Source organism: Runella zeae DSM 19591 (assembly GCF_000423565.1).
In the GTDB taxonomy this organism is placed as follows: domain Bacteria; phylum Bacteroidota; class Bacteroidia; order Cytophagales; family Spirosomataceae; genus Runella; species Runella zeae.
Genome location: NZ_KE384038.1, coordinates 214,180 through 240,632 on the forward strand (window position 1 = coordinate 214,180; position 26,453 = coordinate 240,632).

Here is a 26,453-nt window from a genome sequence, read left to right on the forward strand (position 1 = left end):
TTTTTACGACACACAACTCGTTGTCCTAAGTCCCACTTTTCTTTTCATTTTTAATTCTAAACCCCAATGAAAAAACTATTAGACCGATTCAAGTTACCCTCCACCCATGCGAATAGTGAAAACAATCGCCGCGACTTTTTGAGAAAAGGTGTTTTGGGAGGATTATCATTAGGACTGATGCTCGACGGCAAGCCTGAGCAAGAAATGGAATTTATTACCCAAAAAGTAAAACGGGATTCAAAACCTTCAGAACTTAAAATCACTGATTTAAGGATTGCTCACTTGCAAGGTGTACCTTTTAGAAGCCCCATTATTCGGATTGATACCAACCAAGGATTGGTGGGATGGGGTGAAGTGAGAGATGGGGCAAGCCCCAATTATGCACTCATGCTCAAAAGCCGTTTGTTGGGTCAAAACCCTTGTAACGTAGAAAAAATATTCAAAGAAATCAAACAATTTGGCGGACATGGTAGGGCTGCTGGTGGCGTATGTGGTGTTGAGATGGCGCTGTGGGATTTGGCAGGAAAGGCTTATAATGTGCCTGTATATCAGATGCTTGGAGGTAAATATCGGGACGAAGTGCGCCTCTATGCCGATACCCCCGAAATCAGTGACCCTTCTACTTTTGCCAAAAAACTAAAAGAAACCCGTTTGGACAAAGGCTATACATTTTTGAAAATGGATTTTGGCATTGGTTTGTTGGCTGATAAACCCGGCATGCTCATCGGAGCCAATGTGTGGAAACTCAATCAAAGGGATAATAAGACAAAAACAGTAGGAAACTATGGCCTTACCAAGCATCCTTTTACGCGTATTCAGATTACGGACAAGGGGCTTGATTATATTGCCGAGTATGTGAGCAAGATTCGGGAAGGAGTAGGGTATAACATTCCGGTTTCTGCCGACCACTTTGGTCACTTTGATGTAAACACGGCGATTCGTTTGGGTAAAGCCGTCGAAAAATATCAGTTGGCTTGGCTCGAAGATTTGGTGCCTTGGTTTTATACCGACCAGTGGAAGCAGATTTCGGATGCGATTGATACTCCGACGCTTACGGGTGAAGATATTTTCTTGAAAGAAGAATTTATCAAGTTGATTGATGCCAAAGCGGTGGATTTGATTCACCCTGATTTGGCTTCTTCAGGCGGGATTTTGGAAACCAAAAAAATTGGAGACTATGCCGAAGAACACGGGATTCCGATGGCGATGCACTTTGCAGGTAGCCCTATTTCGTTTATGGCCAATGTACACTGTGCCGCCGCTACCGAAAACTTCGTGGCGCTGGAGCATCACGGCGTAGATGTGCCCGGTTGGGAAGATATTGTGACTGGCAATAAACCTCTGGTAGTAAATGGATTTGCGCCAGTGCCCAACAAGCCCGGTTTGGGAGTAGAGCTTAACGAAGAGGTTGCTAAGAAGTTTTTGATGAAAGACCAGAAATGGTTTGCACCCACCGACGAGTGGAACACCAAAGACTCTTGGGATAGAGATTGGAGCTAGTGGGCTTCTTTAGGGCTGAGATATAAGTAAGGCGTTCGTCGATTCAAAAAATCAACGGGCGCTTTTTTATTTTTCCAACTTTTTGGTATCGTCTGGCGTCTTTAATGAAAATGTACACATAGATGAAAAGTATACTGTTGTTATTCCTGTTGGTGTTTGTTTTCTCCTGTAAAGAAAAATACCTTGTTCCTGAAGATATCCAACCATTGGTAGGAAAATGGAGGCTAGTAGCGGTGGAGCCTGTTGGAAAAAACGAATGGCAATATGTGACACAAAATAAGGAATATGAATTTGAAATTCGCTACGACGGAGTCGTGCTTTGGCCCAATGGCTTACCTGCTTGTTGCGCCCCAAACAAACTTGACATAAACGGTAAAACATTTAAGATAGTGCCTAAATCGCGCCTTCCCGAAAATCCTCAGTGTGCTTTGGTCAATTGTGTGTATTGTGAAACGTGGTATATGGATTTACAGGATGATGTACTAACAATCAGGTATTGTAATGGAGGAGTAGGGCGAGCACGTTATACTAAAATCTAAACTCTAAATAGACCTTATGAAAAATGTTGCTTATGTGCTTATGCTCATTGGGATAAGTTGGGGATGTAGGCCCAAAAATGACATTTCTCCCAAAACTGCTCCTGTAGATAATGCTTTTGGACTAAAATACAAAGACAAAACAATCATTAAAGCAGAAGGTCTCAAGTCAACTTTAGAACTCTCCGAGCTTGAAGACGGAAGATGTATCGGAAAAAACATAGTGTGTGTTTGGGCAGGAGATATTTGGGTGACTTTAGTATTTGACAATAACAAAGTGGTAAAGCTTCGATTGGATGGACCTACACTTGATCAATTGACTTCCTTACCAGCTCCGATTCCTATGGAGGCCGCTTATACCAAAGAAGCGAGGGTAGAATTAAATAATGTGCCTTATATCGTGCGCTTAGAAAGAGTAGATGTTAAAAATTTGAATGAAGAATGGGCAGGCTCGACTCCTAAAGAAAACTATACAGTTTGGTTGAAGATTTTTAAAGGTTAAAAAAGGTGATTGTAGGTATAAAAAATGGTTTAATAGATTAGATAACAAAGACAATGAAGACTTTTCTGGTGTTTTTACTTTCGGTGGTGTTGCTATCGTGCGGTGATAAAAAACTCGGCCCTGAAGAGATAAGCCCTTTGGTAGGTAAATGGCGACTTGAAGCCGTAGAGGAAGCTACAGGAGAAAAAAAATGGAAGCCTATCTCTGCTAAAGATGGCTATGTTTTTGAGGTACGTTATGATGGCGTCATACTTGATGCCGGTGGACTTCCAGCCTGTTGTGCTCCTAGTAGCTTACTTTTCAATGGGCAAAAATTCGTTATCGAACCCAAAGAATCTCTTCCCCAAAATCCTAGCTGTGCGCTGGTACTTTGTATGGCTTGCGATACATGGGAAATGAACTTACAAAATGATACCCTCATTGTAAGGTATTGCTCCTCTGCTGGTAATCGGTTTGTGCGAGAGTAAAGAAAATTTGGATTCACAACTCAGTTTTTGGGGAGATACACAGTTTTTCGCAATTTTGCGCTTTGGCATTTTCAATATCTAATGCCGAAGTTTGTGTATGAAAATTGGTTTTGTAGTTTCTTTCTTTGATTTTAGAAATGATGTTAGGCGGGTGATTGCGGAAGTGGCGCAGCAGCATGAGGTAGTGATTTTAGGAAAACCCGAAAACCGCGACGAAATTTTGCGACATCTCCCACCCAATGTAGATTTTCGGCTTATTGACGAAAAGAAAAGTGGATGGTGGAATGCGCTTTGGCTCAAACTTTATGTGCTTTTTAAGCAAATACCCAAAAGCCGCCATAACTTCTTTTTGATGGAATTCTACAAATCTTCCTTGATTCCAGACGCGGCCTTGAGAGCAAAAAGTTATCGAATTTTAGATTGGGTCAAGCGTTTGCCTAAGTTTATTTCGTATGATTTTTATTTGAATCGTCTCCAGTATAAAAAAAATACAGAATTGGCTGGAATCGATCAGTTTATCTGTTTTACGGCCATCGCTGACGATTTTTTGATGGCACGTTTGGTTCGTGAAAATCATCCCGTTAAAGTATACGTTTATAGCTGGGATCACGCTTGTAAGCATGTTTGTTTTTCCAAACGAGCCAAATACATCTGTTGGAATGAGCGTATCAAAGAGGATATTTGTGAGCTTCAGCATATTCCTATTTCACAAGTAAAAGCCGTGGGAGCAAGCCAATTTGCGTATATTGAGGAGTATCGTTGCCAACAAGCCACGCTCCCAAAAACCTATTCCTTCCAGTACCTTTACGTAGGCTGTGCGATAGGTGCCGCAGACTTAGTACCTGATGAAATCGCCGTAGTGACTTCAATCGCCAAAGTAGCAGCGAGCGTAAGGCCAGATTTGAAGGTAGTAGTAAGACCCTACCCGGTACAAGGAAATTGGGAACTGTATCATCCTCTTCGGGCTCTTCCAAACGTGGTCATGGATGATGGTTTTAAGACGCTTGATTTGTCAGTAAAAGATGGACATATTTTAGAAAAGTTTGAGAAAATAACCCAAGCCGAAGCTTTTTTTCACCTAGGAACGACCATGGGTTTGGAGGCTTGCTTTACTCAAACACCGTCTTTTATCTTAGATTATGGCTATACCAGTAGAGAAGGACTCAGTCTCTATAGTTTTATCCATCAATACCAAAATGACCGACATTTGATAAATCTCGCTCCCCAAAATGCGGTAAAATCAGAGGCACATTTAGCCGAAATTCTCCAAAACTTAGAAGCATCATTGTATCAGCAACTCAATCAAAAAGTCCAATCTCAGTATCAAATCAAATCTTTTTCGGCTTTTGCTAAAGACTTAGTACACAATTAATGCTCCACCGTTAGCACGATTTTGCCGATATGTTGGCTGCTTTGCATGAGTGTGTGAGCTTCGGCAGCGTCACCCAAATCAAAACTTCGGAAAAGAATAGGTTTGAACTGTTGGTTTTCTAATAAAGGCCAAATGTGCTTTTCAACTTCTGCTGCCAGACTAGCTTTGAAATCAGCATCTCTTGGAGCCAAAGTACTTCCTGTGATGGTCAGGCGCTTGGTCATTACTTCCAAAATATTGAATTGTGACTGAGCACCTCCTAGGCTAGCCAAAAAACCTAAACGCCCGTCGGGCTTTAGGAGACGTAGGTTTTTGGGGGTGTAATCTCCACCAATATAGTCCAAGATTACATCCATACCTTCAGGTTCTAAAACTTCCAAAAAATCTTGGGTTTTATAGTTGATGCATTTGATAGCTCCGAGTTGTTCGCAGAAGTGGCATTTTTCATCAGTACCAGCTGTTGCAAAGGGACGTGCCCCAAACGCTTTTGCTAGTTGAATTGCCGTTGTACCAATGCCACTTGTGCCACCATGTACCAAAAAATTCTCACCCGCTTGTAAGTGCATTCGCTGAAATACATTGGACCACACCGTCATGAGAGTTTCGGGCAAGCAAGCCGCTTCTTCAAAGGAAAAGGAATCAGGGATAGGGAAACAATGACGCGCGTCGGCGGCAGCATAAGCGGCATAGCCTCCGTTTTTAAGGAGCGCACATACTTTGTCGCCTATTTTCCATCGGCTTACTTCTGCGTCTATCTCTACGATTACTCCTGCTACTTCCAGACCGAGAGGGGCAGAAGGTGCTTGTTTGGAAGTACCATATCGGCCTTGGCGCATCAGGATGTCGGCGCGATTGACACCACTGGCATAGACTTTGATAAGAACCTCCGAAGGATTGAGAAGTGGCTCTGCGGTCTCAATCAACTGTAAAACTTCAGGGCCGCCTGTTTGAGTAACGATGACTGCTTTCATGCTTTTGAAACGAGAATAAGGAATGAATGCCTATGTAAAATGTAAGGATACAACTAAAATTTGGACGATGATGAGGAAGTGACTAAAATAGGATTAAAATAATTTTAATCATAACGAATCCTGAAAATAGCCCTCTGCTGCGCTCAATTGGGCAAAGCCTTCAATAAAATTTTACAAATTACTCAAATCTAAAAAAATCCATGAAGGTACATGACACCCATGCACGGGTGGTAATATACATTTGTATTGTTGATTTATTCTAAACTTTTAAAAGACCTACCAAATTTCTATTATATATGTCAGCAACTACCTCGCAGTTTAAGTATGTAAGCTATTTATGGGATGAAGCTAAAGCTGCCGAATTGGCAGGCGATGAAGTAGCCCTTTTTATTTACCGTTCGAATATGCTCGGTGCAGACCTTCGCCTTACCAACTATGGTGGTGGAAATACGTCTGTAAAAATAACTGATAAAGACCCCCTCACTGGCAAAGAAACGGAGGTAATGTGGATTAAAGGCTCGGGAGGAGATATAGGTACACTCAAGAAATCAGGTTGTGCGGCTTTGTACATGGATCGGTTGTTGAGCTTAGAAAATGTGTACCGTGGTATAGAGTTTGAAGATGAAATGGTAGAGTTGTTTAATCATTGCATTTTTGATTTAGCCTCCAAAGCCCCTTCTATTGATACTCCTTTACACGGGTTTTTACCCTTCAAACATATAGATCACCTTCACCCTGATGCGGCTATTGCGATTGCGGCCGCCAAAGATGGTAAAAAAATCACCGAAGAGCTCTTCGGTGGAGAAGTAGGATGGGTAGAGTGGCAGCGTCCAGGCTTTGATTTGGGACTTAAGCTAAGAGCTTGCCTAGAAGAAGCGGCTGCGAAAGGCATCAAGCTGCGTGGTATCATGCTAGGTTCTCACGGTTTGTTTACGTGGGGGGATACTTCTTACGATAGCTACATCAATACCCTCGAAGTAATCGAAAAATGTGCTGAATATCTAGAAGCAAATTATGGTAAAACGCGCCCTGTATTTGGCGGTGCTAAAATCCCAAGCTTACCAGCTGATGAGCGCTTAAAACAAGCTGCACAACTAGCCCCTGTTTTGCGTGGTTTTTGTTCGTCTTATCGTACAATGGTAGGGCATTTCACAGACGATGCGCGGGTATTGGAGTTTATTAATTCCAACGACTTAGAAAAATTGGCCCCGCTTGGTACTTCTTGCCCTGACCACTTCTTACGTACCAAAATCAGCCCACTAGTGTTGAATTTGGCACCTGATGAAGATTTGTCGGATGTGAAAGCTTTGAAAGAAAAACTCTTGCCAAGTTTTGTAGCATATCGTGAGCTTTATACAGAATATTACGAAAACTGTAAACATCCTAACTCGCCAGCTATGCGCGACCCTAACCCGGTGGTTATTTTATATCCAGGAGTGGGAATGTTTACTTTTTCTAAAGATAAAACGACGGCTCGTTTGGCTTCCGAATATTACATCAACGCCGTCAATGTAATGAAAGGTGCCGAGGCGGTATCCGAATATACCTCATTGCCACGTCAGGAGGCTTTTAATATTGAATATTGGTTGCTAGAAGAAGCCAAACTTCAAAGGATGCCTAAGCCTAAGGCATTGTCGGGAAGGGTGGCTTTGATTACGGGAAGTGCAGGAGGTATTGGCAAAGCAATCGCCAAAAGATTTGTGGAAGAAGGGGCAGTAGTGATTTTAAATGACATCAACGAGGAGCGTTTAGAAGGAGCTAAAGCGGAGTTTGTGGCAAAATTTGGCAGAGATGCCGTCGCTACTACTTTATTGAATGTAACTGACGCTCCAAGTATCAAAGAGGCCATGAATGCTTCGGCCTTGGCTTTTGGGGGTGTCGATATCATCGTCAACAATGCGGGTATTAGTATTTCTAAGCCTATTGAAGACCATACCCTCGAAGATTGGGACAGACTGTACGATATTTTGGTAAAAGGACAGTTTTTGGTAACTCAAGCGGGCGTGGAAGTAATGCGCAAGCAAGGGTTTGGTGGAGATGTAATCAATATTGTAAGTAAAAATGCGCTTGTCTCTGGTCCCAACAATGCGGGATATGGCTCGGCCAAAGCAGCTCAATTGCATTTGAGTCGCTTGAATGCTGCCGAACTAGGCGCTGATAAAATCAGAGTAAATACCGTGAATCCTGATGCCGTGATCGCCGATTCTAATATCTGGGCTGGCGGATGGGCCGCAGGCCGTGCCAAAGCATACGGTATCACGATTGAAGAACTTCCCGCTTACTACGCTAAAAGGACATTATTGAATGAGGCGATTTTGCCTGATGATATTGCCAATGCGTGCTTTGCTTTTGTGGGAGGACTTCTCAGTAAATCTACCGGAAATGTACTCAATGTGGATGGCGGAGTAGCGATGGCTTTTGTACGCTAATACACATCAATCTGTTTTTTCTTAAACAGATTTTTAAGACTGTTTTTTCATCATAGGTTAGTTTAATACTTGAATCTAACGCCTGGCTTCAGGCGTTAGATTTTTCTGAGATACCTATCCATGAAATATGACTCTAAATCCGGAAAACCATGCAACTCGAAAAATATAAGATACAACAACACAACGACGACCTACAAAAAAGCCATGAACGTCGTTTGAATTTTGCGGTTTCAGAAATTGAAAATGCCGAGCAAATCATCCAAAAATTGATTGATTTTCAGATTGCTATTCCTTCTTGGGCACTGGGTACAGGCGGTACGCGCTTTGGCCGCTTTTCGGGGGGAGGTGAGCCACGGGTATTGGAAGAAAAAATCGAAGATGTAGGGCTTCTACACGCTCTCAATCAGGCAAGTGGAGCGATTTCGCTGCATATTCCTTGGGATATTCCCAAAGATGCCAAGGCTATCAAGGCATTGGCGGCACAGCATGGACTCAAATTTGACGCCGTCAATTCTAACACTTTTCAAGACCAGCCCGACCAAGCTCTGACGTATAAGTTTGGGTCGTTGCAAAATGTAGATAAGGCCGTACGCAAACAAGCTATCGAACACACCATAGAGGTAATAAAGCACGGAATTGAATTGGGCTCAGAGTCGCTTACGGTATGGCTTTCTGACGGTTCGTGTTTTCCGGGTCAATTGAACTTTCGCAAAGCTTTTCAAAATACATTAGAAAGTTTGGAAGAAATCTACGCGGCCTTGCCCCATGATTGGAAGATGTTTGTGGAGTACAAAGCCTTTGAACCAAACTTCTATTCAATGACCGTCGGTGATTGGGGGCAATCCTTGCTTTTTGCCCAGAAACTAGGCCCTAAAGCCTATACTTTGGTAGATCTAGGGCATCATTTGCCCAATGCCAACATCGAGCAGATTGTGGCGTTGCTGTTGATGGAAGAAAAGCTGGGCGGGTTTCACTTCAATGATTCCAAATACGGCGACGACGACCTTACGGCGGGCGCTATGAAACCCTATCAATTGTTTTTGATATTCAATGAATTGGTAGAAGGAATGGATGCCCGTGGCATGAATCACGCCACTGATTTGGGATGGATGATTGATGCGTCTCACAATGTCAAAGACCCGCTCGAAGATTTGCTCCAATCTGTAGAAGGGATTATGGTGGCTTATGCCCAAGCGTTGGCTGTCGATAGAAAATCATTGATAGAGGCTCAAGCTGTAAATGATGTGGTAAAAGCGCAGGAAATCCTCCAAAACGCTTTTCGTACGGATGTGAGAGCGTTGGTAGCAGAGGCTCGTTTGAGAGCAGGAGGTGCTCTGAATCCCTTGTCTTTGTACCGTGGTTTGAAAGTTCGCGAAAATTTAATTGCGGAAAGAGGTCTTAAAACTGTTGCGACTGGATTATAGTATGAAAATACCCGTTTGTGCCGTATTAGATGTTGGCAAAACCAACAAAAAAATATTTCTGTTTGACGAAAATTACCGAATCGTTTTAGAAAAAACAGAGCAATTTCCCGAAACTGTCGACGAAGATGGAGATCCTTGTGAGGACGTAGATTTGCTTACTCGTTGGGTAAAAAATTCGATATTCCAAGTCTTACAACTGTCCGAATACGACGTCAGAGCTATCAATTTCTCTACTTATGGGGCAAGTTTAGTGCATGTGGATAAAACAGGCAAAACCGTAGCGCCCTTGTACAACTATCTAAAACCTTATCCTGATACACTCAAGAAACAGTTTTATGATACTTACGGAGGAGAGCAGCACGTATCCCGTCAGACAGCGTCGCCTATCCTAGGTAGTCTTAATTCGGGGATGATATTGTATCGTTTGAAATATGAGCAACCTGAGGTTTTTGAAAAAATAGCCTATTCTCTTCATTTACCTCAATATGTAGGGTCTTTGATATCAGAAGTGTTTGCGTCTGATATTACGAGTATCGGATGTCATACTCATTTCTGGAATTTTGATACCAATAGTTATCACGAATGGGTTGAAAAAGAAGGTGTTTTAGACAAACTCGCCCCTATCGAAGAAGGTGATAAAGTTGTAATTCAGACGATCAGTAATCAAGAGTGTTTAGTAGGCGTAGGTCTACACGATAGCTCATCTGCACTGATTCCCTACTTGGTTAGTTTTTTGGAGCCTTTTGTGCTTATCTCTACAGGTACGTGGTGCATCAGTCTCAACCCTTTCAATCATACACCTTTGACCAATGAAGAACTTCAGTATGATTGTCTGTGCTATATGCAATACAACGGTAAGCCAGTGAAGGCGTCGCGGTTGTTTGCAGGCTACGAGCATGAGCAGCAGACCAAACGCCTAGCGGAGCATTTTGGAGTAGCCACCGATTACTATAAAAGTGTGGCTTTCGATGCGGAGATGATTGCGCAACTAAAGGCAGATAAAAAAACAGACGGCATCGATTTTGAATCATTGTCAAAACCGCCGATGCCTACTACGATTTTTGGGCAGCGCGATTTGGTAAGTTTCGACTCCTACGAACGTGCCTATCATCAATTGATTTTGGATATAGTGGCGCAGCAAATTATTTCTACCGAATTGGTTTTGGCCGGCTCTACGGTTAAGCGGATATTTGTGGATGGAGGGTTTGGCAAAAACCCTATTTATATGAATTTATTAGCGGCTGCTTTTCCGACCATGGAAGTGTTTGCGGCATCTGTGGCACAAGCGACTTCACTAGGGGCTGCTTTGAGTATTCATCGGCACTGGAATTCAAAATCTCTTCCACCTGATTTAATTGATTTACGGTTTTATAATAGTAAACTTTCTCTTCCTTAAAATCTTTTTAGGTTTCTACAAAAAAGAAAAGGGCTTGGCTTTATTAAAGGCAAGCCCTTTTTTATTGTTATTTTATAAAAAAATTGAAACAAAGTAAGAAAAATCAACGGGAAAATACAGTATCAACTGATAATAGTTTAATTCTTTTTATCTTAAAAAAATAAAAAGTTTATTTTGTATGATGGAGCACTTAATAAAGGATAAATCTGATTGCCAAAACCTTGTTTAAAATCTATCAATGTAGTATGTGTCAAGGGCGTGGAAAACAAAATTTGAAAATATTTTTCTGAGGAGAAGTGGCTTTTTAGGCTACTTCATAATTTTCTGAAAAAAAGTTGGAATAAGAAAAAAACTCGCTTGTCAGTGGCATTTGTGATTATCAACAATGGAAATAATCAACCACTATTTGGAAAATGATTTTGGTCGCATTAAAAGAAAGAAGATCATTACTCACTTAGCCATCTTAGGCAGTTTACCAAAAGTTTGGCATTGTCAGCTTTAGGATCAGTGATTGTATTGTAATAAACCATGTTGCCATTAATCACTTTTTGATTTCGGAATACCCCCAGATCAGAGGAAATAATCACTTTTCCTTTACCAAATACAAAACCTAACAGGCCTGCATACGAATCCGAGGTTTCTCTTAGTTCGGATCGCTCATTTTCGTAGGGAGCAAGGTGAGTAGTACCTTTGGGAAAAGCTAATATTACATCTTCCGGATTACGAAAAATCGCCGTTGCACATAGAAACCGAGCCGTTTTCACGCTCAATTCCTGGTCTTTTATATCTGAGAGAACAGGGTGGTTATTATTGATTAAACCATTATCCAAAGTCATAGTAAACCAGGCGCACGGGTCACCATTTATGCCAGGGAAGTTTGGATGAGACGCTCCCCCGTCTCTGAACCGGACGCCCAAAGCTTCCAATAAAGGTTTACCGCCGCTCCCATTGGGATAATGGCTCAAAAACAGAAAAAGGCGACCACCGTTAGCAATCCAGCGAGTTATATTGTCCACTTCAGCATCAGAAAGAGGTGATTTTTGAAAAATAGCCTTAGGGTGTTCGTTAACAATGATTTGCTCATTCGGCAAGCCTTCAATGAGTAAAATGGCACCTGACTGGAGATTTTCTTTCAAGTGTGGTTTATTAATATAATCGATCCTAAAACCGTCTTGCCGAGCTAATTTGAGCATCACCTCATTAGCTTGGTCTTTTTGGGGACGTTGAAAAACAGTCTTATGATAGGTATCAATTAAGAGAGTTTTGTTAGAAATGTTCTTCGAGGGCCTAAATGTGAGGGTGTAAGTCGAATCGGAGATGACCTGTATTTGCTGAGCAGTGGTCACTGAAATACAGACCATACAACGCAAGAATAAAATCAATACAGCGAATTTAGAAAAGTGCATTTGCTTCTTATGAATTAAAGCTGCAATATATATAAAATAACAAGTTATTTTGTATATCAACGGCTTTGCAGGTTGTACGCATAAAAGATTTTTCTTTGGTCAGTGTTCTAAAATCGACCCGATTTTGAACAATTATCAGCGAGTTACGAAAGAGTCGCCAATGATAGTTTTCCAAGTTGCTCAGAATCTTGGCAGAAATTTCGATAATGCGTTTAACCTGAAACTAAAATAAACCAATCACTAAAGGAGAAAAATACGGTATGAAATAGGGGGTTTTTCTCCTCGACTCTGACTTGGATGCTTTTTAGTTTTGCGAAAAACTAAAAATATAGGTTATGAAAAGAAGTATATTCCTCTTTTTTATTATTGGCTTAGGAGCTTGTAAAGAAAAAATCCCCCCTTTGTCGGAACGAATTCAAGCCAATTGGATACTTGCCGAAGTAAAGGAAGGGGCGACCCTTGTGTATAGCAAAGGCGCGAATACAAATATTCGTGCAGGCTATGCCAACTGGCGATTGGTGCTGAGTGGGCAATCTGTTACTTATACTGAATTTGATAGTCATACGTTCAGTGGTCAGTACGAATTAGAGAACGACACCAAACTCATTCTTAAAAATCTTACGCCTAAACCTTCGGCCACTGACGGAACGCTGGAGTTTATGATTAGCGATGCCACTGATAAGCAAATGACGCTCAAAAGTGCTATCGCAAGCCTAAAAACAGGCAATAGTATCAATGAGTACAAACTTATAAAAGAGTAAAACTTTACCCTCACATGAAAAAACTTTTATGCTTTTTGATAGTATGTTTATGCGCTAATGTCTATGCGCAAGTCCCCGAAGAAAAACCTTTGGCGTGCGGTACTACCGAAGTTCCTGACCATATACGAAAGCTAATGCTAAGTCTCAAAGGAGCAAGTGCTCCTACTGCCCGAGCTGTCAACGAACCACTGCGGGAAATGAAAGTATGGGTGGTGGTAGATTCTACCATTTATGGCTTCTACAAGACTGATACAAATGCTATTAAAGCACACGTGTATTTTGTTTACCAACAAGCCAACATCATTTTTAATAAGCAGTTGGGGATTCACCTTAATGTAGTAGCTATTGAGATTTTGAAGAAAAAAAACAGATATACTTTTGCTACCAGAGGCGTATCTAATGAATTTGGGCAGCTCTATAATTTTAGCGAAGATTATTCAAAGAGGCGCGATGTGGTGAGAGACCTTACAGTGATGTGGACGCGCTACACAGGGGAGCCTTATGGTGGAGTTGCATTTTTGGGTGGAGCGTATCAGCATGATACTGGCGACCAGTTGAGTCCCTATCTTATTGCACACGAGACAGGTCATAATCTCGGTTCGCCACATACACATGATTGCTCCTGGAGAGGCGGGCCTATTGATGCTTGTAATGACATCGAAGGGGGAAACTGCTATACGGGTACCAAAACCTCTAATACGGGTACTATAATGAGCTATTGTAGTAAATATGGCATTGAAGGGCATAATGTATTTCATCCGCTTTGTGTAGAACTTATCAAAAAAGTAGCTAAGGATTCTTATGGGTTGATTCCGATGCAATCGGCTCCTTTTGCTGCACCTGCGTTGTTGTATCCGACCAATGGCTCCGAAAGTACTACTAATCATTACTTTTCGTGGCGTGCCACCACTCAAACTACTCACTATCAGGTACAAATATCCGATAAGGCCGATTTTGCGAATGTTCTCCTGGATACTACCACTCATGCTCCTTCATTTTGGGTAGGCAAAAAACTCGCCTTCAACACGCCACATTATTGGCGGGTACGTGCCCGAAATGAATCAGGAGCGGGGGGATGGTCGGCATCTTTTACTTTCAAAACGGCCTCTTCTATTTCGTTGACCAAACCCGTGGCGTATGAAGTTTATAACCTAAAAACACACGAAGATCAAATTATTGCTTTTTCGACGATTGCCGATGCCATAGAATACGAAGTGTCTTTTCACCGGGCAGGAAGCAATGAAAGTTTGACGGCGGCCAATACCTATAAAACTTTCAAAACCACTAAAACAACTTTGAGGATAGGTGACATCTTGAGCCGACCTGCCGACTTAGGCAGCTATCGGTGGAGAGTAAGGGCTTTGAATGGGACGACGGTAGGAGAATGGAGTGACGATAACGATCGCTCTGTCTATTTCTACAATAAACTAAATCTCAATATCACCGCCAATCCTACTTATAATGTGCCTTTAGAATTTCCTATGTCATTGAATGTGGATTTCAATAGATTGGATAGCTATCGAAAAATAACGGTAGAAGTAGCAAAAGATGCCGATTTTAAGAATCTAGCCTTTACCAAACAGTTAGTCAATGATGATAGCAATCAGCCCGAAAACTTTTATGTGGGTGTATTGCCGATTTCAGGTTTAGAAAGTGACACTAAATATTTTTATCGGGTCAAGGCCGTCTCAAGAATTGATAGCAGTACACGAACTTCAGAATTTAGGACAGGTTTGGAGCAACGCTGGAAACTTTGGAACAATACCACTCATTCGAGCTTACCTACCAATGCTTATTTAAGAGGGATCTATGTGGATAATACCAATGCTCAATGGGTATATGGGATCGAGGGAATTTATGAAATAAAAACTGATGGGAGTGTCAATACTTTCAATCAAGCTACATCCAATAAAATGCTGCCTAATTCTATTAACGACCTTACCAAAGATTCACGAGGAAGAGCATGGGCCGCTACTAGAGATGGTTTGGCTTACTTGGAAAACAACCAATGGACTACCCTAAGAAATCGAGCGCCTTTTGGTCGAAATGTGGGAGGGTATATTTGGTACAATTCATTCAATAGAGTGGCTAGCGCTCCCAACAATGTGGTATATGCCAATTCTAATGATGTTGCTAAAATATTGCGCTATGATGGCAATGAATGGAGTGATATTACGCCGCCTTCTACCTTGTATAGTAGTTACCTAGCTATATTCAATACCGATAAAAGTGGGAATTTATATATACTCTCGGCCGAAAAAAACAATAGAATTGGGGTTTATGAAAACGGGGCTTGGAATGAGATAACAATCCCCAATTTTACCAACAATCCCAACACTTATTATAGGCTATTTGATAATGCGGGCCGGATATGGCTCGCTACTTGGATTCCGTCCCAAAGCAATTATGACATTGCAGTATTTACATCGAGAGAAGATATTAAGTTTTTGACCAATCAAATCAGCTATGTAGAATCATCTACGGGTGTTACAAAAACTGGTTTTTTGACAAGTTTTATGAACACCATATTAGTAGGTAAAAAATATACTTATTTTATGGGATACAATGGCCTTTTGGAGTATGATGGAGCAAGGTATATTTATTACAATTACCCCACTATATCGCCTTATACAATGAGTGCGGCATATACTTCCCAAAATTTTTCGATTGACACCGAAGATAGGCTTTACTACGTAGAATCGGGCAATACTATTTATCGTTTTGAGCGTAACAATTTCAATGGATTTTTACAAAAACAAGTGGGCACGGGTTGTAATCTTACTTTTAGAGTAGGCCTTGCCACTCCGCCCACCAACTCAATGGCGATGAAGTTTTATTTGTCGGATGCTAATGGGGCTAATTTCAAAGAAACTCCGGCCACCTATAAAGACGGCTACATTACTTTTTCAGTCCCCACTGATGGAACGGGAAAAGGGTATCGGGTAAAATATACTTTTGCGGACATTTTTGAGAGTAAAGAAAGTGAACCCTTCGAAATAAGTACACCCTTTGCGAAGTTGGCGATTACTGGAAATGTTAATTTCTGTTTTGGAAATTCTACTACTTTGAAAGCAGAAGTGACGGGCGGTAAAACCCCTTATACCTATACTTGGTCCAAAGGTGGCAGTACAGATACTTATACAGCTTCTGCCGAAGGAGCCTATACCGTGACCGTAAAAGACGCTAACAATTGTATCCAAACATCGGCAGAGGCTATTCTTACTACCACCGGTGCTAAAGAAGCAAAAATTACTCCCGCAGGAAACACCGCAGTGTATGAGCCTAATACAGTGATACTTAATGCAAATACAGGAGATAATTTCACCTACCAATGGCAAAAAGACGGTACCGACCTTGTAGGAGCCACTAGTGCTACTTATGAAGCCAAAGCATCAGGAAGCTACGTGGTAAAAGTACAGAAAGACGGCTGTAGCTTGGCATCGGCGTCGGTAGCGGTGCAAATAGATAAGCTGCTATCAGTTCCTAATTCGGACATCCCTACAAACTTAGTATTGACCAATTACCCCAATCCATTTGCGACAAGTACTACTTTTAAGTTAGGGCTTCCCCGCCAAAGTAAGGTAAAGATGAATTTGCTCAGCAGTAAAGGTGAGACCTTAAACACTATCAAAGAAGGAATCTTGGAAGCGGGGTGGTATTTGATAAAACTAGATGATACTTCACTACCCGCTGGCGTTTATTTTTGCCAAATCATGACGGACGAAGGCACCAAAACGCACAAACTCATAGTAGTCAAGTAGAGCTTACCAAAGCCTATATATTGGCAACAACGTATGTTTTATAATAAAGAAGAGACTTGGCTTGATTCATGCCAAGTCTCTTCTTTTATGATAGTTCTTTAGCTTATATGTTTCATAAGGGGCGGAATAGCACCGATACCATCCCCTAACGTCTCTGAAATAGATAAATAATTATAAATTTTATATACCTTTATGGTTAGATTTTTTGGTAAAAAGCTTTCATCTCTGATAGAGATTACACAGTAAATAGTTTTATATATCGTCTGTTAGAAAACATAATTTTAGGATAAGTAAAAGTGGCGTATCGGAGAAATTGAGAAAAGATATTGACCAAACCTAATACAAGTATTGAAGTAATATTGCACAGCTAAAACCCCACCTTAACCTACACTTAGTTTTCTTTTATGATAGATTATAATCGCTTACAGCAGATTTATGGAGATGATAAGTCATACATTGCCGAAATGTTTGAAACTTTTCTACAAGATGCCCTTCCCGATTTTGGCTTGATTCCTGACTTTATAGTACGCCAAGATTGGGGCAGTTTAGCACAATTGATTCATAAAGTTAAGCCTTCTCTTGGAATGGTTGGCTTGAGTGATTTAGAAGAGCAACTGAACGAGATTGAAATGAGGGCTAAAACCAATCCTAACGCTTCTCAGATAGAGGCACTTTGGCAATCGGCTCAAGGGGATTTAGAAAAAGCCGTAATAATTTTACGAGATACAATGACTAAATTTTAGCCTAATTTCGACCCGTATAACGAGCGATTTTTAAAAAAAGCTCTTTGGGATTAAAGGGTTTTGTAACATAGTCGTTGATACCTACCGCAAATGCCTGGTCTTGATTGCCCAAAGAAGCAGAAGCCGTCAGGGCCACAATAGGAATATCAGTATCGACTTCCCTGATTTTTTGAGTAGCAGTATAGCCGTCCATGATAGGCATCTGAATATCCATCAGAATAATATCATATTTATCTTTTTCAAACTTATCTACTGCAATTTGGCCGTTTTCGGCGATGTCGACCTCTACTTGCCATTTCTGGAAAAACTTCGTTGCTATTTTGATATTGACCGCATAATCTTCCACTAAAAATATCCGTACGCCTTTCAGAGTCTGATCATTGATCACCTCCGTAGGGTCTTCGATAGTAGTGGTTTTTAGGAGAGAAGTGCCAATGGGCAGGGCGAGTGTAAAATAAAATTTAGAGCCTTTTCCGAGTTCACTTTCAATCGAAATATCACTGTCGTGGAGTTGAAGTAAGAGTTTTGTGATGACCAATCCTAATCCTGTACCCCCAAACTGCCGTGTAGTGGCAGAGTTGGCTTGGGTAAATTTGTCGAAGATGAGACTCTGTTTTTCGGGGGCGATACCAATACCCGTATCCGTTACAGAAATGTCCAAAAAAGCCGTTTGGTCTACTTTTTTCTGTAGCGAAAGCTCTACAGTGACGCTTCCTTTTTTGGTAAACTTAACGGCATTAGAAACCAAATTGGAAATCACTTGGCCCAAACGCAACGCGTCGCCTATAAGTATATCGGGTACATCATCATCAATCATCAATTTGATTTTATTGCCATTCTCTTCAGCTTTGATTTGATTGGCTTTTTTGATGTTGGAGATGAGTTGTTTGAGGTCAAAGGGGTTTTGTTCGAGTTCGATTTTGCCAGCTTCGATTTTGCTAAAATCTAAGATGTCGTTGATGAGAACGTAAAGATTATCGGTCGAAAATTTGAGTATTTTAAGGTTTTCGGCTATTACGGGAGGGACTTCCTCTTGTTGCATGAGATAGGTAAGCCCTACGATGGCATTAAGGGGGGTTCGGATTTCGTGACTCATCATCGACAAAAACTCCGACTTGGCTTGGGTGGCACGCTCGGCGGCTTCCTTGGCTTGACGTAGCTCCGCCTCCATTTGCTTGCGATTTTCAATCTGAACTTGAAGAAAATCTACCAAACTCAAGAGATTGTTGGAGTCGAGGGCTTTACTTTCTAATCCTTCTTTGATTTCTAAAGAATAAATCGCTTCAATGAGTTTTTCGACCGAAAGTTTTCTTTGGGCGATTTCTTCTTTGAGTTTATTGTTGATTTCACCATACTCTTTTTCATTGAGCGAGGCCGAATGTTCAAAGAGTTCTTTATCTCTGTCAAAACTTAGGTACGATTCATTGACTGATTTGATAAAATTCTGAAAGGGAACATGCTGCATGCATTCTTCCGTCAGATGCCTGTTGATTTGTCGTTTTAGTAATTGATGAAAGGTAGAAGTATCCATGTAAAGTTTAGGCTTCAGCTAAGGTGGTAATGGTCATCGTTTGGTTGTGAAGGTCGCAATGAGCGGTAGGATTCAGCGGGGAAATTTCGCCGTAAGAATAAAAACCCGTAATAGTAGGTTTGGGACCCAGTATTTCACGAGCTACTTCTACTTCTTCTTCGGTACGTTGGCCCAGCACAAGCTTGCGCCCTACACAGCTCACTAGCAAGGCAAATTCTGGCGGGTTTGAAAAAGTCTTAATAGAGCTTTGGGCTGCCTTACCAGAAGCATCTACCAAGCGGTCGAAATTGGCTTTCATGAATCGCACCAAAGCTCCCTCTGGCAATGAACCCGCAAAAGTCATGCTTTTGGTCGTTTCGTCAATGGATAAAATAGTACGAACTACAGGCTCCGAATCAGGGGTAGCTCGCATAGATAAGGGAAACAATAGCGCTGCTCCGGGGAGTTTATCGGCGTATTTGCCTAGGTATTCTTTGTACAAATCTAAGGCGGCTTTATCCCCAATTTTGTACAATACATTGTATTCAGAAGAAGTTACTTCCCGTTCGGGGCCAAATACATCCCAGCCTCCCATACTACCATGACCTACTTTGAGGGCATCCCCATAAAGGCCTATGCCCACAATTTTTCCCTCTTTAGGATTGTCATTGAGTCCCACTAATGTTTTTTCGAAGCGGGCCTCGTCGCCGGCAAGCCCACCCGAAATAGAAATTTTGTTGTCGGTCTTGAGGTTGAGGGCGGCGATAAGCTCACTGCCATTTACTCTTCCTCCGTCCGAAATGATAAGTATCGCTTTTAAATCTTCTCTTTGTAAATTTTCTGCGATTTTTTCGCCTGCCTCCGCACTTTGAAAGTGGTTTTCAATATCTACTTTAGTGGTACGCACTTGGGTTTTTTCAAACTCAATCGCAGTGGATATGATCGTTCCGCTATGTACGGAGTCGCCGTAGATTTCGCCTGAAGTAGAATTGATAACAATATCGGCAATAGGATAAAGACTTCGTAAATATTCGTAAGGCTGGACCTTCTCCAAGCACATTCGTTCTCCAAAAACCAGCACTAATTGAGCATTAGAAGCAGAAAATGAAGGGGTTTCGGATATTTGTACCCAAGTTCCTTCTTGAAAAGCGGTTTGGTGAGTTTTCATTTCGATGTAAAAACACGAAATTAAAACATCTTTTAGTATATTTTGTGGATTACTGTTTTTTTTTCGTACTTAACAAATGACTTTTAGCACTAATTGCATTAAAATTCAGATTTATAAACCTGAACTTCGTCATTCCAAAGCGTTGTTCATGGTTTAGGGAAGAAATCTCGGATACAAAATCTAACGCCTGAGTCAGGAAAAGCCGACCTAAGGCCAACTTACAATGTGATGGAAGTGGATCTCATTTTTTTTGATTTGAATACTTCTTTTCCCTCCACAAAAATCCGCATCCCTTTGCCTTTGTGATAGTGCTTCCCTGTTTTATCCCAAAGAATCGTAACAGACTTGCCATGATATAGCACTTTGTCCAAACAAAACCAATCCCATTGTTGCGGACTAAGTAAGGGTTTGATTTGTAGGGTGTTATCGCTTCTAGGTTTTAGGCCAATCAAGTCAGAAATGATTAAATCTGCAAAGCCTGAATGGTTATAGAATTTACTTCGAGGAATATCTCCTTTGAGCCATTCGCCATTTTTTTCATCTTGATATTCGCCCAAATACAGCTTTCCATTCATTTGGTGTGATTGGGCATACTTGTAAAGTTCTTCATAAAACACCTCCTTTGTCATGGTACCGTGGTGTTTGTAGTTGTTGAGTAAGTTGGACAATGCACGTAAGGTTTGAGTAGTGGCAAAAGGCCATACTGGGCCGTCCCATTCGCAGCCGTGTCCAGAGCCGTGGGTGCGAAAGAGAGGATGGCGCCTCTCGGCAGTAGTGATGCCCCACTTGGCTCGAAAGCCCGTCGTGTCAGTGAGTTGGTTCCACTGACGCGCATAAAGGGGCGAATCGTCGGGAAGATTGAAATACCACGGAATAAACCCAATCGCTTCTCGGGCATTGGCAAACGCCCCTTTTTCTAGTTTTACTTTAAAAAAAGCAGCTTCTTTATCCCACAGGTTTTCGTGTACTAGTCGCCTCAACACCTCAGCTTTCTGTTGGTATTTTTGTTGGAGGGTATCGTTGCCCAAAAGTGCCGCCATTTGACTGAGTGCGACGGCGTTGCCATACATATAGCTGTTGATAGTAGGCCGAATATTTTTTTCCTTGCGAGAGCCACTAATAGATTCTTCCATAGCATCGCGCACATCAAATTGCCAAAAAAGTTGATTGGGCAATTGGCGCTCTTGTTCCCATTTGCGGTAGTCAGCTTCTAAGGCAAGGAGGTGTTTTTGAAGAAATGTTTTATCTAAATTGACCAAATATCGCTGATAGACAGCATCGTGTACCCAACTACTAAAGGCATGAAAACGCGGTGCTGTGTGTTTTGGGTCAACATACAGCCAAAATGAAATGTAATCGTCAATAAATTGTGATTGATGCAGCCAACGCCCTTCGTAGATGTGATGCCCAAGGGCACTGCTGATGGCATTGTGTTTACCGGCGTGATTCACTTTCGTTATAAATTCCGTAAAAATAAAGCCATCGGGCGTTTGTTTGAGGTGTTTTCGTAGCGACCACCAACGATAGTTATACACTGTCCGAATGACTGAATCAGGGCAGTCAAAAAGAGGAATATTGTTGGAAAGCCATTCAAAAGATTGGGCATTGGAAACGTAGTTTTTGACGGCTTCATCATCGATAGCATTGAAATATTCGACGTCTTTTTTGAGTTGAGTAGTGCTTAAAACGGCTGCTTTTTGTCCATAACAAATCTTCACCGACCAAAGGCAAATGACCAAAAATAAAGCACCTATTTTCCAATGTTTGTGAGTCATCATATTAGATGTGGGGGTAGAATGATGTGAATTTAACCCTTCCAAGTTTTGAAAGTCGTCATTTTTTAGGTGAATCATGGGATAAAACCTTATTCAAATAGCCAATCTATATTTTTTTTATTTCCTGCCATGCCTGCGTCAAAAGCGGGGATTTCTTGGGAGCTTTTGACAAAACCTAAAATGAGACAAAGCCCACGCCCCAATTGAAGGGTATGAGTACCTGCCCCAAAAGAGTAAGTATGAATGTTGGCAGGAGGAAAACCATTGACCAAAATTGCGTTGGAAATTTTGATTTCAGCTTGTCCATAATCATTGGCACTTGCATCGGTTTCGAGTTCAGGAGCGGGATGATAGGCCGGATTTTTTTCGTTGAAAAAACCAACCAAGAGTTTGACGGGTTCTTGTGCCGTAAAAGTGATAGAAGTACGGTTTTGCTGTTGTACTTTTTTAGTAAACTGCAATCCCTTCAGCTCTTTAAGCTCAGGTGCTACACCGCTGATGAGGGTGGTAGTGTCTGAAAATACGCTTTGGCCTTTGACGATTGCATATTCGCCAATGGTGGGGCTTTGGATTTTTACTATTGCAGGTTTTAGTACGATTAATTGCTTAATCCCTTGATTGGTATGTGTTTTGAGGGAGTCGATTTTTCGTTTGAAAGTATTTAGTTCTTTTTCATAAACAGGGAGCATTTCGCTCCAGGTCTTATAGTTGCCATTGGCGCCTCGCATCGGAATTTTACGCTGTTGGGTCTGCATACTGTTGGCATACAAATAGGTGTCTTTGGTCAAGGCCACAAGCTTAGTATAATAGGCTACGCTTTTCTCTAAATGTGGCAAAGCTTTCTCCAAGTCTTGGATATCGTTGGAGTATTTGAAGCGGAGCGTGGCTAAGGCTGCACGCGCTTTTTCGGCGTAGAAGTTTGCCATCGCATCTTGACAATAAACATCGTTTTTGAGGCGGTTAAACTCTTCTTGGTTTTTGGTTACACTACCAGTGGCGCGGTTGATGGCACTCACTGCTTTTTGTCCGTGTTGTACTACCTCATCGGCTACCATGAGGGGTGTTTCGCCAAGGTGTTTTTGTTGATTCCACTCTTTTTCGGTATACTCCACAATCATCTCTCCTTCGGGTGCTTCTGATTCGTACATAAGCGTAAAAAGCCCATAGCGAAAAGGATTGATGAGTTGCGTCATTAGCATACCAAGGGTGAGGGTTTGGCGATTGCCATCCGTAATACCATAGCGACGAAGAAGCTTAGGCGAGATTTCGCCAGTTTGCTCATAAGCTTCCAGCACCTCTTTGCCTTTGTCGAGTGGAAGGCCGTACTTTTCGGCTAGTTGGCTGCTCCAGTAATTGGTTTCGAGGGAGCGGTCACGATTGGCGTTCCATGCATAGCGTGCCCATGTTTTGTACCAAATCCAGTCACGGTCTAGTTGAAGGAGACGTTGCGGGGCTTTGTCGGCGGTGTAGGGCCAATCCCAGTAGGAGGCTTGAGGATACAGATGCAGCGCATTGGCCTCATATACCGAATGCATGGCTTGGACTGATTTCTGAACAAAATCGGGAGAACCGTAGCGAAAAGGCTCTAAGTTGGCCAGAATGTGTACGTTTTCGACGTGTACAGTACCAATACGGCTCAAACTACGGTGCAGGTCGGCCCATTTGCCACGGGGGGTATAGGTGGTAAGTGCTTCGCCGTTGTATTTGGCCATGGTATAAAGATTTTTGTAAAGCGGCAAAGCGGCCTTCATCACACGGGGAGCGTCGGTATCATGAGCGCGTAGCACTATGGGTGGTTCGGTGGTTTTCCCTAAGGCTTTGAGCCCGTCTTGTACGCCGGGGATAATGGTTTTTGTGAACCAATCCACATCATCTTGACCTTGGCCTTCCATGGCTTCTCCTAGGGTAATAAGAAGGCCAACATTGGGGTATTTTTCAACAAAAGCGGCAATAGATTTGCGGGTATAGTCAGCAATAAGCGGTAAAATAGGGCGATTGCGGTCTTGGGTTTTGATGCCGTGTTTTTCGGCAAATGGTTTAGATACGATGATGTTATAAAACATCTGAATCACCCAAATGCCCCGCTTATCAGCTTCGGAAGTCAGAAAACGAAACATATCTTCGTTTTTCTTAAAAGTGGTTTCGTCTACCTCTACAGCATATGGATAATCCTTGAGCTTAACCAATGACGCGAAAGGATGCCCGTTCCAGAGATAAAGAGAATTGTATCGGTTTTCGACCATCATATCAAGGTACTGAAGCCAAAGTGCTTTGTCATAAAGCCAAGGGAAAGTTTCGGGTGTATAAGGGTATTCGTACACCTCACGACCAGGCAAATAGTAAGGTTTCTGCACCCCTATGCAAGTACCGCGTAGTACCATTTCGGGCTGGTCTTTTATCGAAATTTCTGATGGTAGAACACCTTCTTTTTTGATTCTTTCTGCTAGTTCCAAACACCCATACAAAGCCCCCGATGCGTCGCTTCCAACGATAATTAAAGGCGTATTTTGAGATTTGTGTAATTGAAATCCTTCCTTGGGTTTTTGGTCCGAAAGAGCAAGATGATGGTTTTGGGCGGTGATTTGAATGCCTTTTTGGGTGAGCGTTCCGACGATGATTTGAGACGCACTTTTGCTGATGGTTTTAGTTACAGTGGTTTTATAACCTGCGTCGTTCAGGGCTTTGCTTAATTTTTCGACCCCAAAAACAATACGTGGATGCGATTCGGTGAGTACTATTTGGAGCGATTTTGGGGGAGGGGATTGGGCATATCCCTCGTTTATCGCCCATAGTATAATCGTCAAACAATAAACTATCTTTTTCATCAGAAATGGAGGATTAGGAGCTAAAACCATTAGAAGGAGCTGGTTTGTAAAGATTTTATAAAAAATACCGCTTCTGTATCGTGGGCATCGGCGTTGGGCAAATCGTAGTTTTGGTCGGTGGGGGTATCGGCATCAGGAAAACGACGTACCTCGCCCGTCCGAAACACCACCCGTTTGAACGACGCTATAGGTGCAAAAAATACCTTGGCACCCTTGCTTTGACCATTTATAAAAACATTGAAAATGCGCTTACTTTGGTCAAGTTCAAGGCGAATGTCATAGGTTTTTCCTGCTTCATATTTCATGATGTTGGAATTTCGATAACCTACTTTTACTTTGAGTTCACCATCACTGTCAAAAATTAGGCGAGTGGCAGCCGTGCCTTTGGCATCTTGCATCTCAATGTGCAATTTACCATGGGAGGTTTGTTGGGCTGTTATGGAAAAAGCAACGGTAAGTTTTTTAGATTCAGGAATGATTCTTTCCGCTTTGGCATAATCAAATTTATCACTGTCGCGGAGTACCAAAGCCCGTGTCCCGTCAATAGTGGATTCAATTTTGACCGATGCTTGCAGTGGACTGTAAATATTCCAATAGGTGAGGGCAGTATTGGAGGGTATTTCGTTGAAAGATTCTTTTACGTGGGTTTTTACTTCGTCAGTGATGGGCACAGGAATCTTAGATACCCAAATATCTTCTTTATTCATGCTATAAGTGACCCAGAGGTTTTTGTCGGCAGGAGTGCCATTGCCTTCTTCGATGCCCCTTACGTACTGGGGGCCATATGATTTATAATTGCCTCCGTACCTCATCGAAGTGATTTCGCCATTGATAAGCAATAGGTTGGTATAAGTAAGGCCGTTGGTACTGGTCGAAACGGCAAGTGGCCAGCGAAATTCGGCGGGATTATAAACTGTAGCATATTTGCCGTCGGTGGTGCGTTGTCCCCAGATTTTGGCATTGCTGTTGATAAATCCTGGCGCACGTAGGGGCGCATAAAGCCAAGTTTTACCATTGTCGCGGCTGACAGACGTAAGGGCGTGTTTCCATAAACCTACTACGTTGCCATTGGCTAAATGATAGTAACTAAAAGCCTTCAGTTCTCCTTTGAGCGGAATGAGCGGGTCGTTGCGGTCGGCTTCTTCGAGCCACTGTTGCATCATCAGCGTATTGGAAAGTAGCTCGTTGCAAGCGTCTACAAAACCGGCGTCTTTGGAAGTGGTGTAAAAAGGATAAGCAGATTTACTTTTTTCCCAAGAAGAATTGTGACGGATAAAAAAGATGTCGCCCAGTTTGCCATCGCTGTAGATTTCGCGTACTACCCGGCCTATGCCTTTGCCATCGTTGGGGTCGTCTTTGGCGTCCAATGCAATCCCATAATAACCCAAAGCTAACAGGCGATTTTTTTTAGACACAAAAAAGCCCATACGTTGATGCATCACCGCGTCTAAGTTTTTGGCTACCCCTTCATAACCTTGTTTTTGCCAGCCATCAGGAATTCGATAAGGAGGGAAGATGACCGTAGGTCGCGTCCATTGGTATCCGTCTTTGGAAGTCGCCAAGAGCGTCGCCCCGGGAGGTACATGTTCGCCTACGGGATTGCTGAGATAGTGTAAATAAAAAGTGCCGTTCCAATAAGCCAACATTGGCGCGTGGTTGTAGGTCCAGTTGAGGGCTAAACCTTCTTTGTTGTCACGATTGGCTCTAAAAACCTGAATGTTATGAACACCCACGGCGGGACTTAATTGGCCGTGATGATAATCCACATTGGAGAGGGTTTGGCCCACATATCGAATCGTATTTTGGGCATTTGCTAGCAGCCCCCACCCTATTATCGACAGGGTGAAACACGTTCTTTTGAAGGACAATATATGTTTGTTTATGTTATAAAAAGTAGGTGTCATCTT

18 protein-coding genes are annotated in these 26,453 nt (G+C 42.1%); 11 read left to right on the plus strand and 7 right to left on the minus strand.

All coding sequences use genetic code 11. From position 1 onward, the window contains the following. The first annotated feature begins 66 nt into the window (after positions 1-66). From G563_RS0123705 to G563_RS0123725, 5 genes are all read left to right on the plus strand, one after another. A complete protein-coding gene (locus tag G563_RS0123705; protein WP_028667522.1) occupies positions 67-1,500 on the plus strand; it encodes a mandelate racemase/muconate lactonizing enzyme family protein in 1,434 nt (477 codons plus the stop codon). Positions 1,501-1,622: 122 nt separating this feature from the next. Next, positions 1,623-2,039 carry a hypothetical protein gene (locus tag G563_RS37225; protein WP_051211160.1) on the plus strand — a complete coding sequence of 139 codons (417 nt, stop codon included), beginning with the start codon at positions 1,623-1,625 and terminating at the stop codon, positions 2,037-2,039. A gap of 16 nt (positions 2,040-2,055) precedes the next feature. After that, complete coding sequence (locus G563_RS0123715) at positions 2,056-2,538, plus strand: hypothetical protein (protein WP_028667523.1); 483 nt, start codon at positions 2,056-2,058, stop codon at positions 2,536-2,538. 53 nt (positions 2,539-2,591) lie between these two features. Beyond that, a complete protein-coding gene (locus G563_RS0123720; RefSeq protein WP_028667524.1) occupies positions 2,592-3,005 on the plus strand; it encodes a hypothetical protein in 414 nt (137 codons plus the stop codon). Between the two features lie 97 nt (positions 3,006-3,102). Further along, positions 3,103-4,377 (plus strand): hypothetical protein, encoded by a 1,275-nt coding sequence (locus G563_RS0123725; RefSeq protein ID WP_028667525.1) that lies wholly within the window; start codon positions 3,103-3,105, stop codon positions 4,375-4,377. Here G563_RS0123725 and G563_RS0123730 read toward each other — a convergent pair. Beyond that, positions 4,374-5,348, minus strand: a complete 975-nt coding sequence (locus tag G563_RS0123730; RefSeq protein WP_028667526.1) for an NAD(P)H-quinone oxidoreductase — start codon at positions 5,346-5,348, stop codon at positions 4,374-4,376. The two genes, G563_RS0123725 and G563_RS0123730, sit on opposite strands and share 4 nt — an antisense overlap. A gap of 296 nt (positions 5,349-5,644) precedes the next feature. Between G563_RS0123730 and G563_RS0123735 the strand changes: the two genes are divergently transcribed. The 3 genes from G563_RS0123735 to G563_RS0123745 all read left to right on the plus strand — a co-directional run bounded on the left by G563_RS0123735 (position 5,645) and on the right by G563_RS0123745 (position 10,597). Then, positions 5,645-7,777 carry a bifunctional rhamnulose-1-phosphate aldolase/short-chain dehydrogenase gene (locus tag G563_RS0123735; RefSeq protein ID WP_028667527.1) on the plus strand — a complete coding sequence of 711 codons (2,133 nt, stop codon included), beginning with the start codon at positions 5,645-5,647 and terminating at the stop codon, positions 7,775-7,777. Between the two features lie 149 nt (positions 7,778-7,926). Next, on the plus strand, positions 7,927-9,201 hold the full coding sequence (locus G563_RS0123740; RefSeq protein WP_028667528.1) for a sugar isomerase: 1,275 nt from the start codon (positions 7,927-7,929) through the stop codon (positions 9,199-9,201). Between the two features lies 1 nt (position 9,202). Further along, a complete protein-coding gene (locus tag G563_RS0123745) occupies positions 9,203-10,597 on the plus strand; it encodes an FGGY-family carbohydrate kinase (protein ID WP_028667529.1) in 1,395 nt (464 codons plus the stop codon). Between the two features lie 446 nt (positions 10,598-11,043). On the opposite strand, the gene G563_RS0123750 is transcribed toward G563_RS0123745, so the two are convergent. Beyond that, positions 11,044-12,063 (minus strand): motility-associated ABC transporter substrate-binding family protein, encoded by a 1,020-nt coding sequence (locus G563_RS0123750; protein WP_157585569.1) that lies wholly within the window; start codon positions 12,061-12,063, stop codon positions 11,044-11,046. A 275-nt stretch (positions 12,064-12,338) separates the two neighbouring features. Between G563_RS0123750 and G563_RS0123755 the strand changes: the two genes are divergently transcribed. The 3 genes from G563_RS0123755 to G563_RS0123765 all read left to right on the plus strand — a co-directional run bounded on the left by G563_RS0123755 (position 12,339) and on the right by G563_RS0123765 (position 17,268). Continuing rightward, a complete protein-coding gene (locus tag G563_RS0123755; RefSeq protein ID WP_028667531.1) occupies positions 12,339-12,764 on the plus strand; it encodes a hypothetical protein in 426 nt (141 codons plus the stop codon). Positions 12,765-12,778: 14 nt separating this feature from the next. Continuing rightward, the gene (locus G563_RS0123760; protein WP_028667532.1) at positions 12,779-16,525 is read left to right on the plus strand and encodes a M12 family metallo-peptidase; all 3,747 of its coding nucleotides are present in this window, start codon (positions 12,779-12,781) and stop codon (positions 16,523-16,525) included. Between the two features lie 404 nt (positions 16,526-16,929). Further along, positions 16,930-17,268: an Hpt domain-containing protein gene (locus G563_RS0123765; RefSeq protein WP_028667533.1), complete on the plus strand. Its 339-nt coding sequence runs from the start codon at positions 16,930-16,932 to the stop codon at positions 17,266-17,268. Position 17,269: 1 nt separating this feature from the next. On the opposite strand, the gene G563_RS0123770 is transcribed toward G563_RS0123765, so the two are convergent. The 5 genes from G563_RS0123770 to G563_RS0123790 form a co-directional block, all read right to left on the minus strand. Next, a complete protein-coding gene (locus G563_RS0123770) occupies positions 17,270-18,799 on the minus strand; it encodes an ATP-binding protein (protein ID WP_028667534.1) in 1,530 nt (509 codons plus the stop codon). Positions 18,800-18,806: 7 nt separating this feature from the next. Then, positions 18,807-19,946, minus strand: coding sequence for an FIST signal transduction protein (locus tag G563_RS0123775; RefSeq protein WP_028667535.1), 1,140 nt, complete (start codon positions 19,944-19,946; stop codon positions 18,807-18,809). Between the two features lie 218 nt (positions 19,947-20,164). After that, positions 20,165-21,724 (minus strand): MGH1-like glycoside hydrolase domain-containing protein, encoded by a 1,560-nt coding sequence (locus G563_RS35675; protein ID WP_037328052.1) that lies wholly within the window; start codon positions 21,722-21,724, stop codon positions 20,165-20,167. Positions 21,725-21,810: 86 nt separating this feature from the next. Further along, positions 21,811-24,546, minus strand: coding sequence for an alpha-d-galacturonidase (locus G563_RS0123785; protein ID WP_028667536.1), 2,736 nt, complete (start codon positions 24,544-24,546; stop codon positions 21,811-21,813). A gap of 29 nt (positions 24,547-24,575) precedes the next feature. Beyond that, positions 24,576-26,414 carry a sialidase family protein gene (locus tag G563_RS0123790; protein WP_229598557.1) on the minus strand — a complete coding sequence of 613 codons (1,839 nt, stop codon included), beginning with the start codon at positions 26,412-26,414 and terminating at the stop codon, positions 24,576-24,578. Positions 26,415-26,453: the final 39 nt, after the last annotated feature.

Coding starts and splice junctions, on each gene's coding strand:
- G563_RS0123705 (WP_028667522.1), top strand. CDS start 67: ATGAAAAAACTATTAGACCGATTCAAGTTACCCTCCACCCATGCGAAT.
- G563_RS37225 (WP_051211160.1), top strand. CDS start 1,623: ATGAAAAGTATACTGTTGTTATTCCTGTTGGTGTTTGTTTTCTCCTGT.
- G563_RS0123715 (WP_028667523.1), top strand. CDS start 2,056: ATGAAAAATGTTGCTTATGTGCTTATGCTCATTGGGATAAGTTGGGGA.
- G563_RS0123720 (WP_028667524.1), top strand. CDS start 2,592: ATGAAGACTTTTCTGGTGTTTTTACTTTCGGTGGTGTTGCTATCGTGC.
- G563_RS0123725 (WP_028667525.1), top strand. CDS start 3,103: ATGAAAATTGGTTTTGTAGTTTCTTTCTTTGATTTTAGAAATGATGTT.
- G563_RS0123730 (WP_028667526.1), bottom strand. CDS start 5,348: ATGAAAGCAGTCATCGTTACTCAAACAGGCGGCCCTGAAGTTTTACAG.
- G563_RS0123735 (WP_028667527.1), top strand. CDS start 5,645: ATGTCAGCAACTACCTCGCAGTTTAAGTATGTAAGCTATTTATGGGAT.
- G563_RS0123740 (WP_028667528.1), top strand. CDS start 7,927: ATGCAACTCGAAAAATATAAGATACAACAACACAACGACGACCTACAA.
- G563_RS0123745 (WP_028667529.1), top strand. CDS start 9,203: ATGAAAATACCCGTTTGTGCCGTATTAGATGTTGGCAAAACCAACAAA.
- G563_RS0123755 (WP_028667531.1), top strand. CDS start 12,339: ATGAAAAGAAGTATATTCCTCTTTTTTATTATTGGCTTAGGAGCTTGT.
- G563_RS0123760 (WP_028667532.1), top strand. CDS start 12,779: ATGAAAAAACTTTTATGCTTTTTGATAGTATGTTTATGCGCTAATGTC.
- G563_RS0123765 (WP_028667533.1), top strand. CDS start 16,930: ATGATAGATTATAATCGCTTACAGCAGATTTATGGAGATGATAAGTCA.
- G563_RS0123770 (WP_028667534.1), bottom strand. CDS start 18,799: ATGGATACTTCTACCTTTCATCAATTACTAAAACGACAAATCAACAGG.
- G563_RS0123775 (WP_028667535.1), bottom strand. CDS start 19,946: ATGAAAACTCACCAAACCGCTTTTCAAGAAGGAACTTGGGTACAAATA.
- G563_RS35675 (WP_037328052.1), bottom strand. CDS start 21,724: ATGATGACTCACAAACATTGGAAAATAGGTGCTTTATTTTTGGTCATT.
- G563_RS0123785 (WP_028667536.1), bottom strand. CDS start 24,546: ATGAAAAAGATAGTTTATTGTTTGACGATTATACTATGGGCGATAAAC.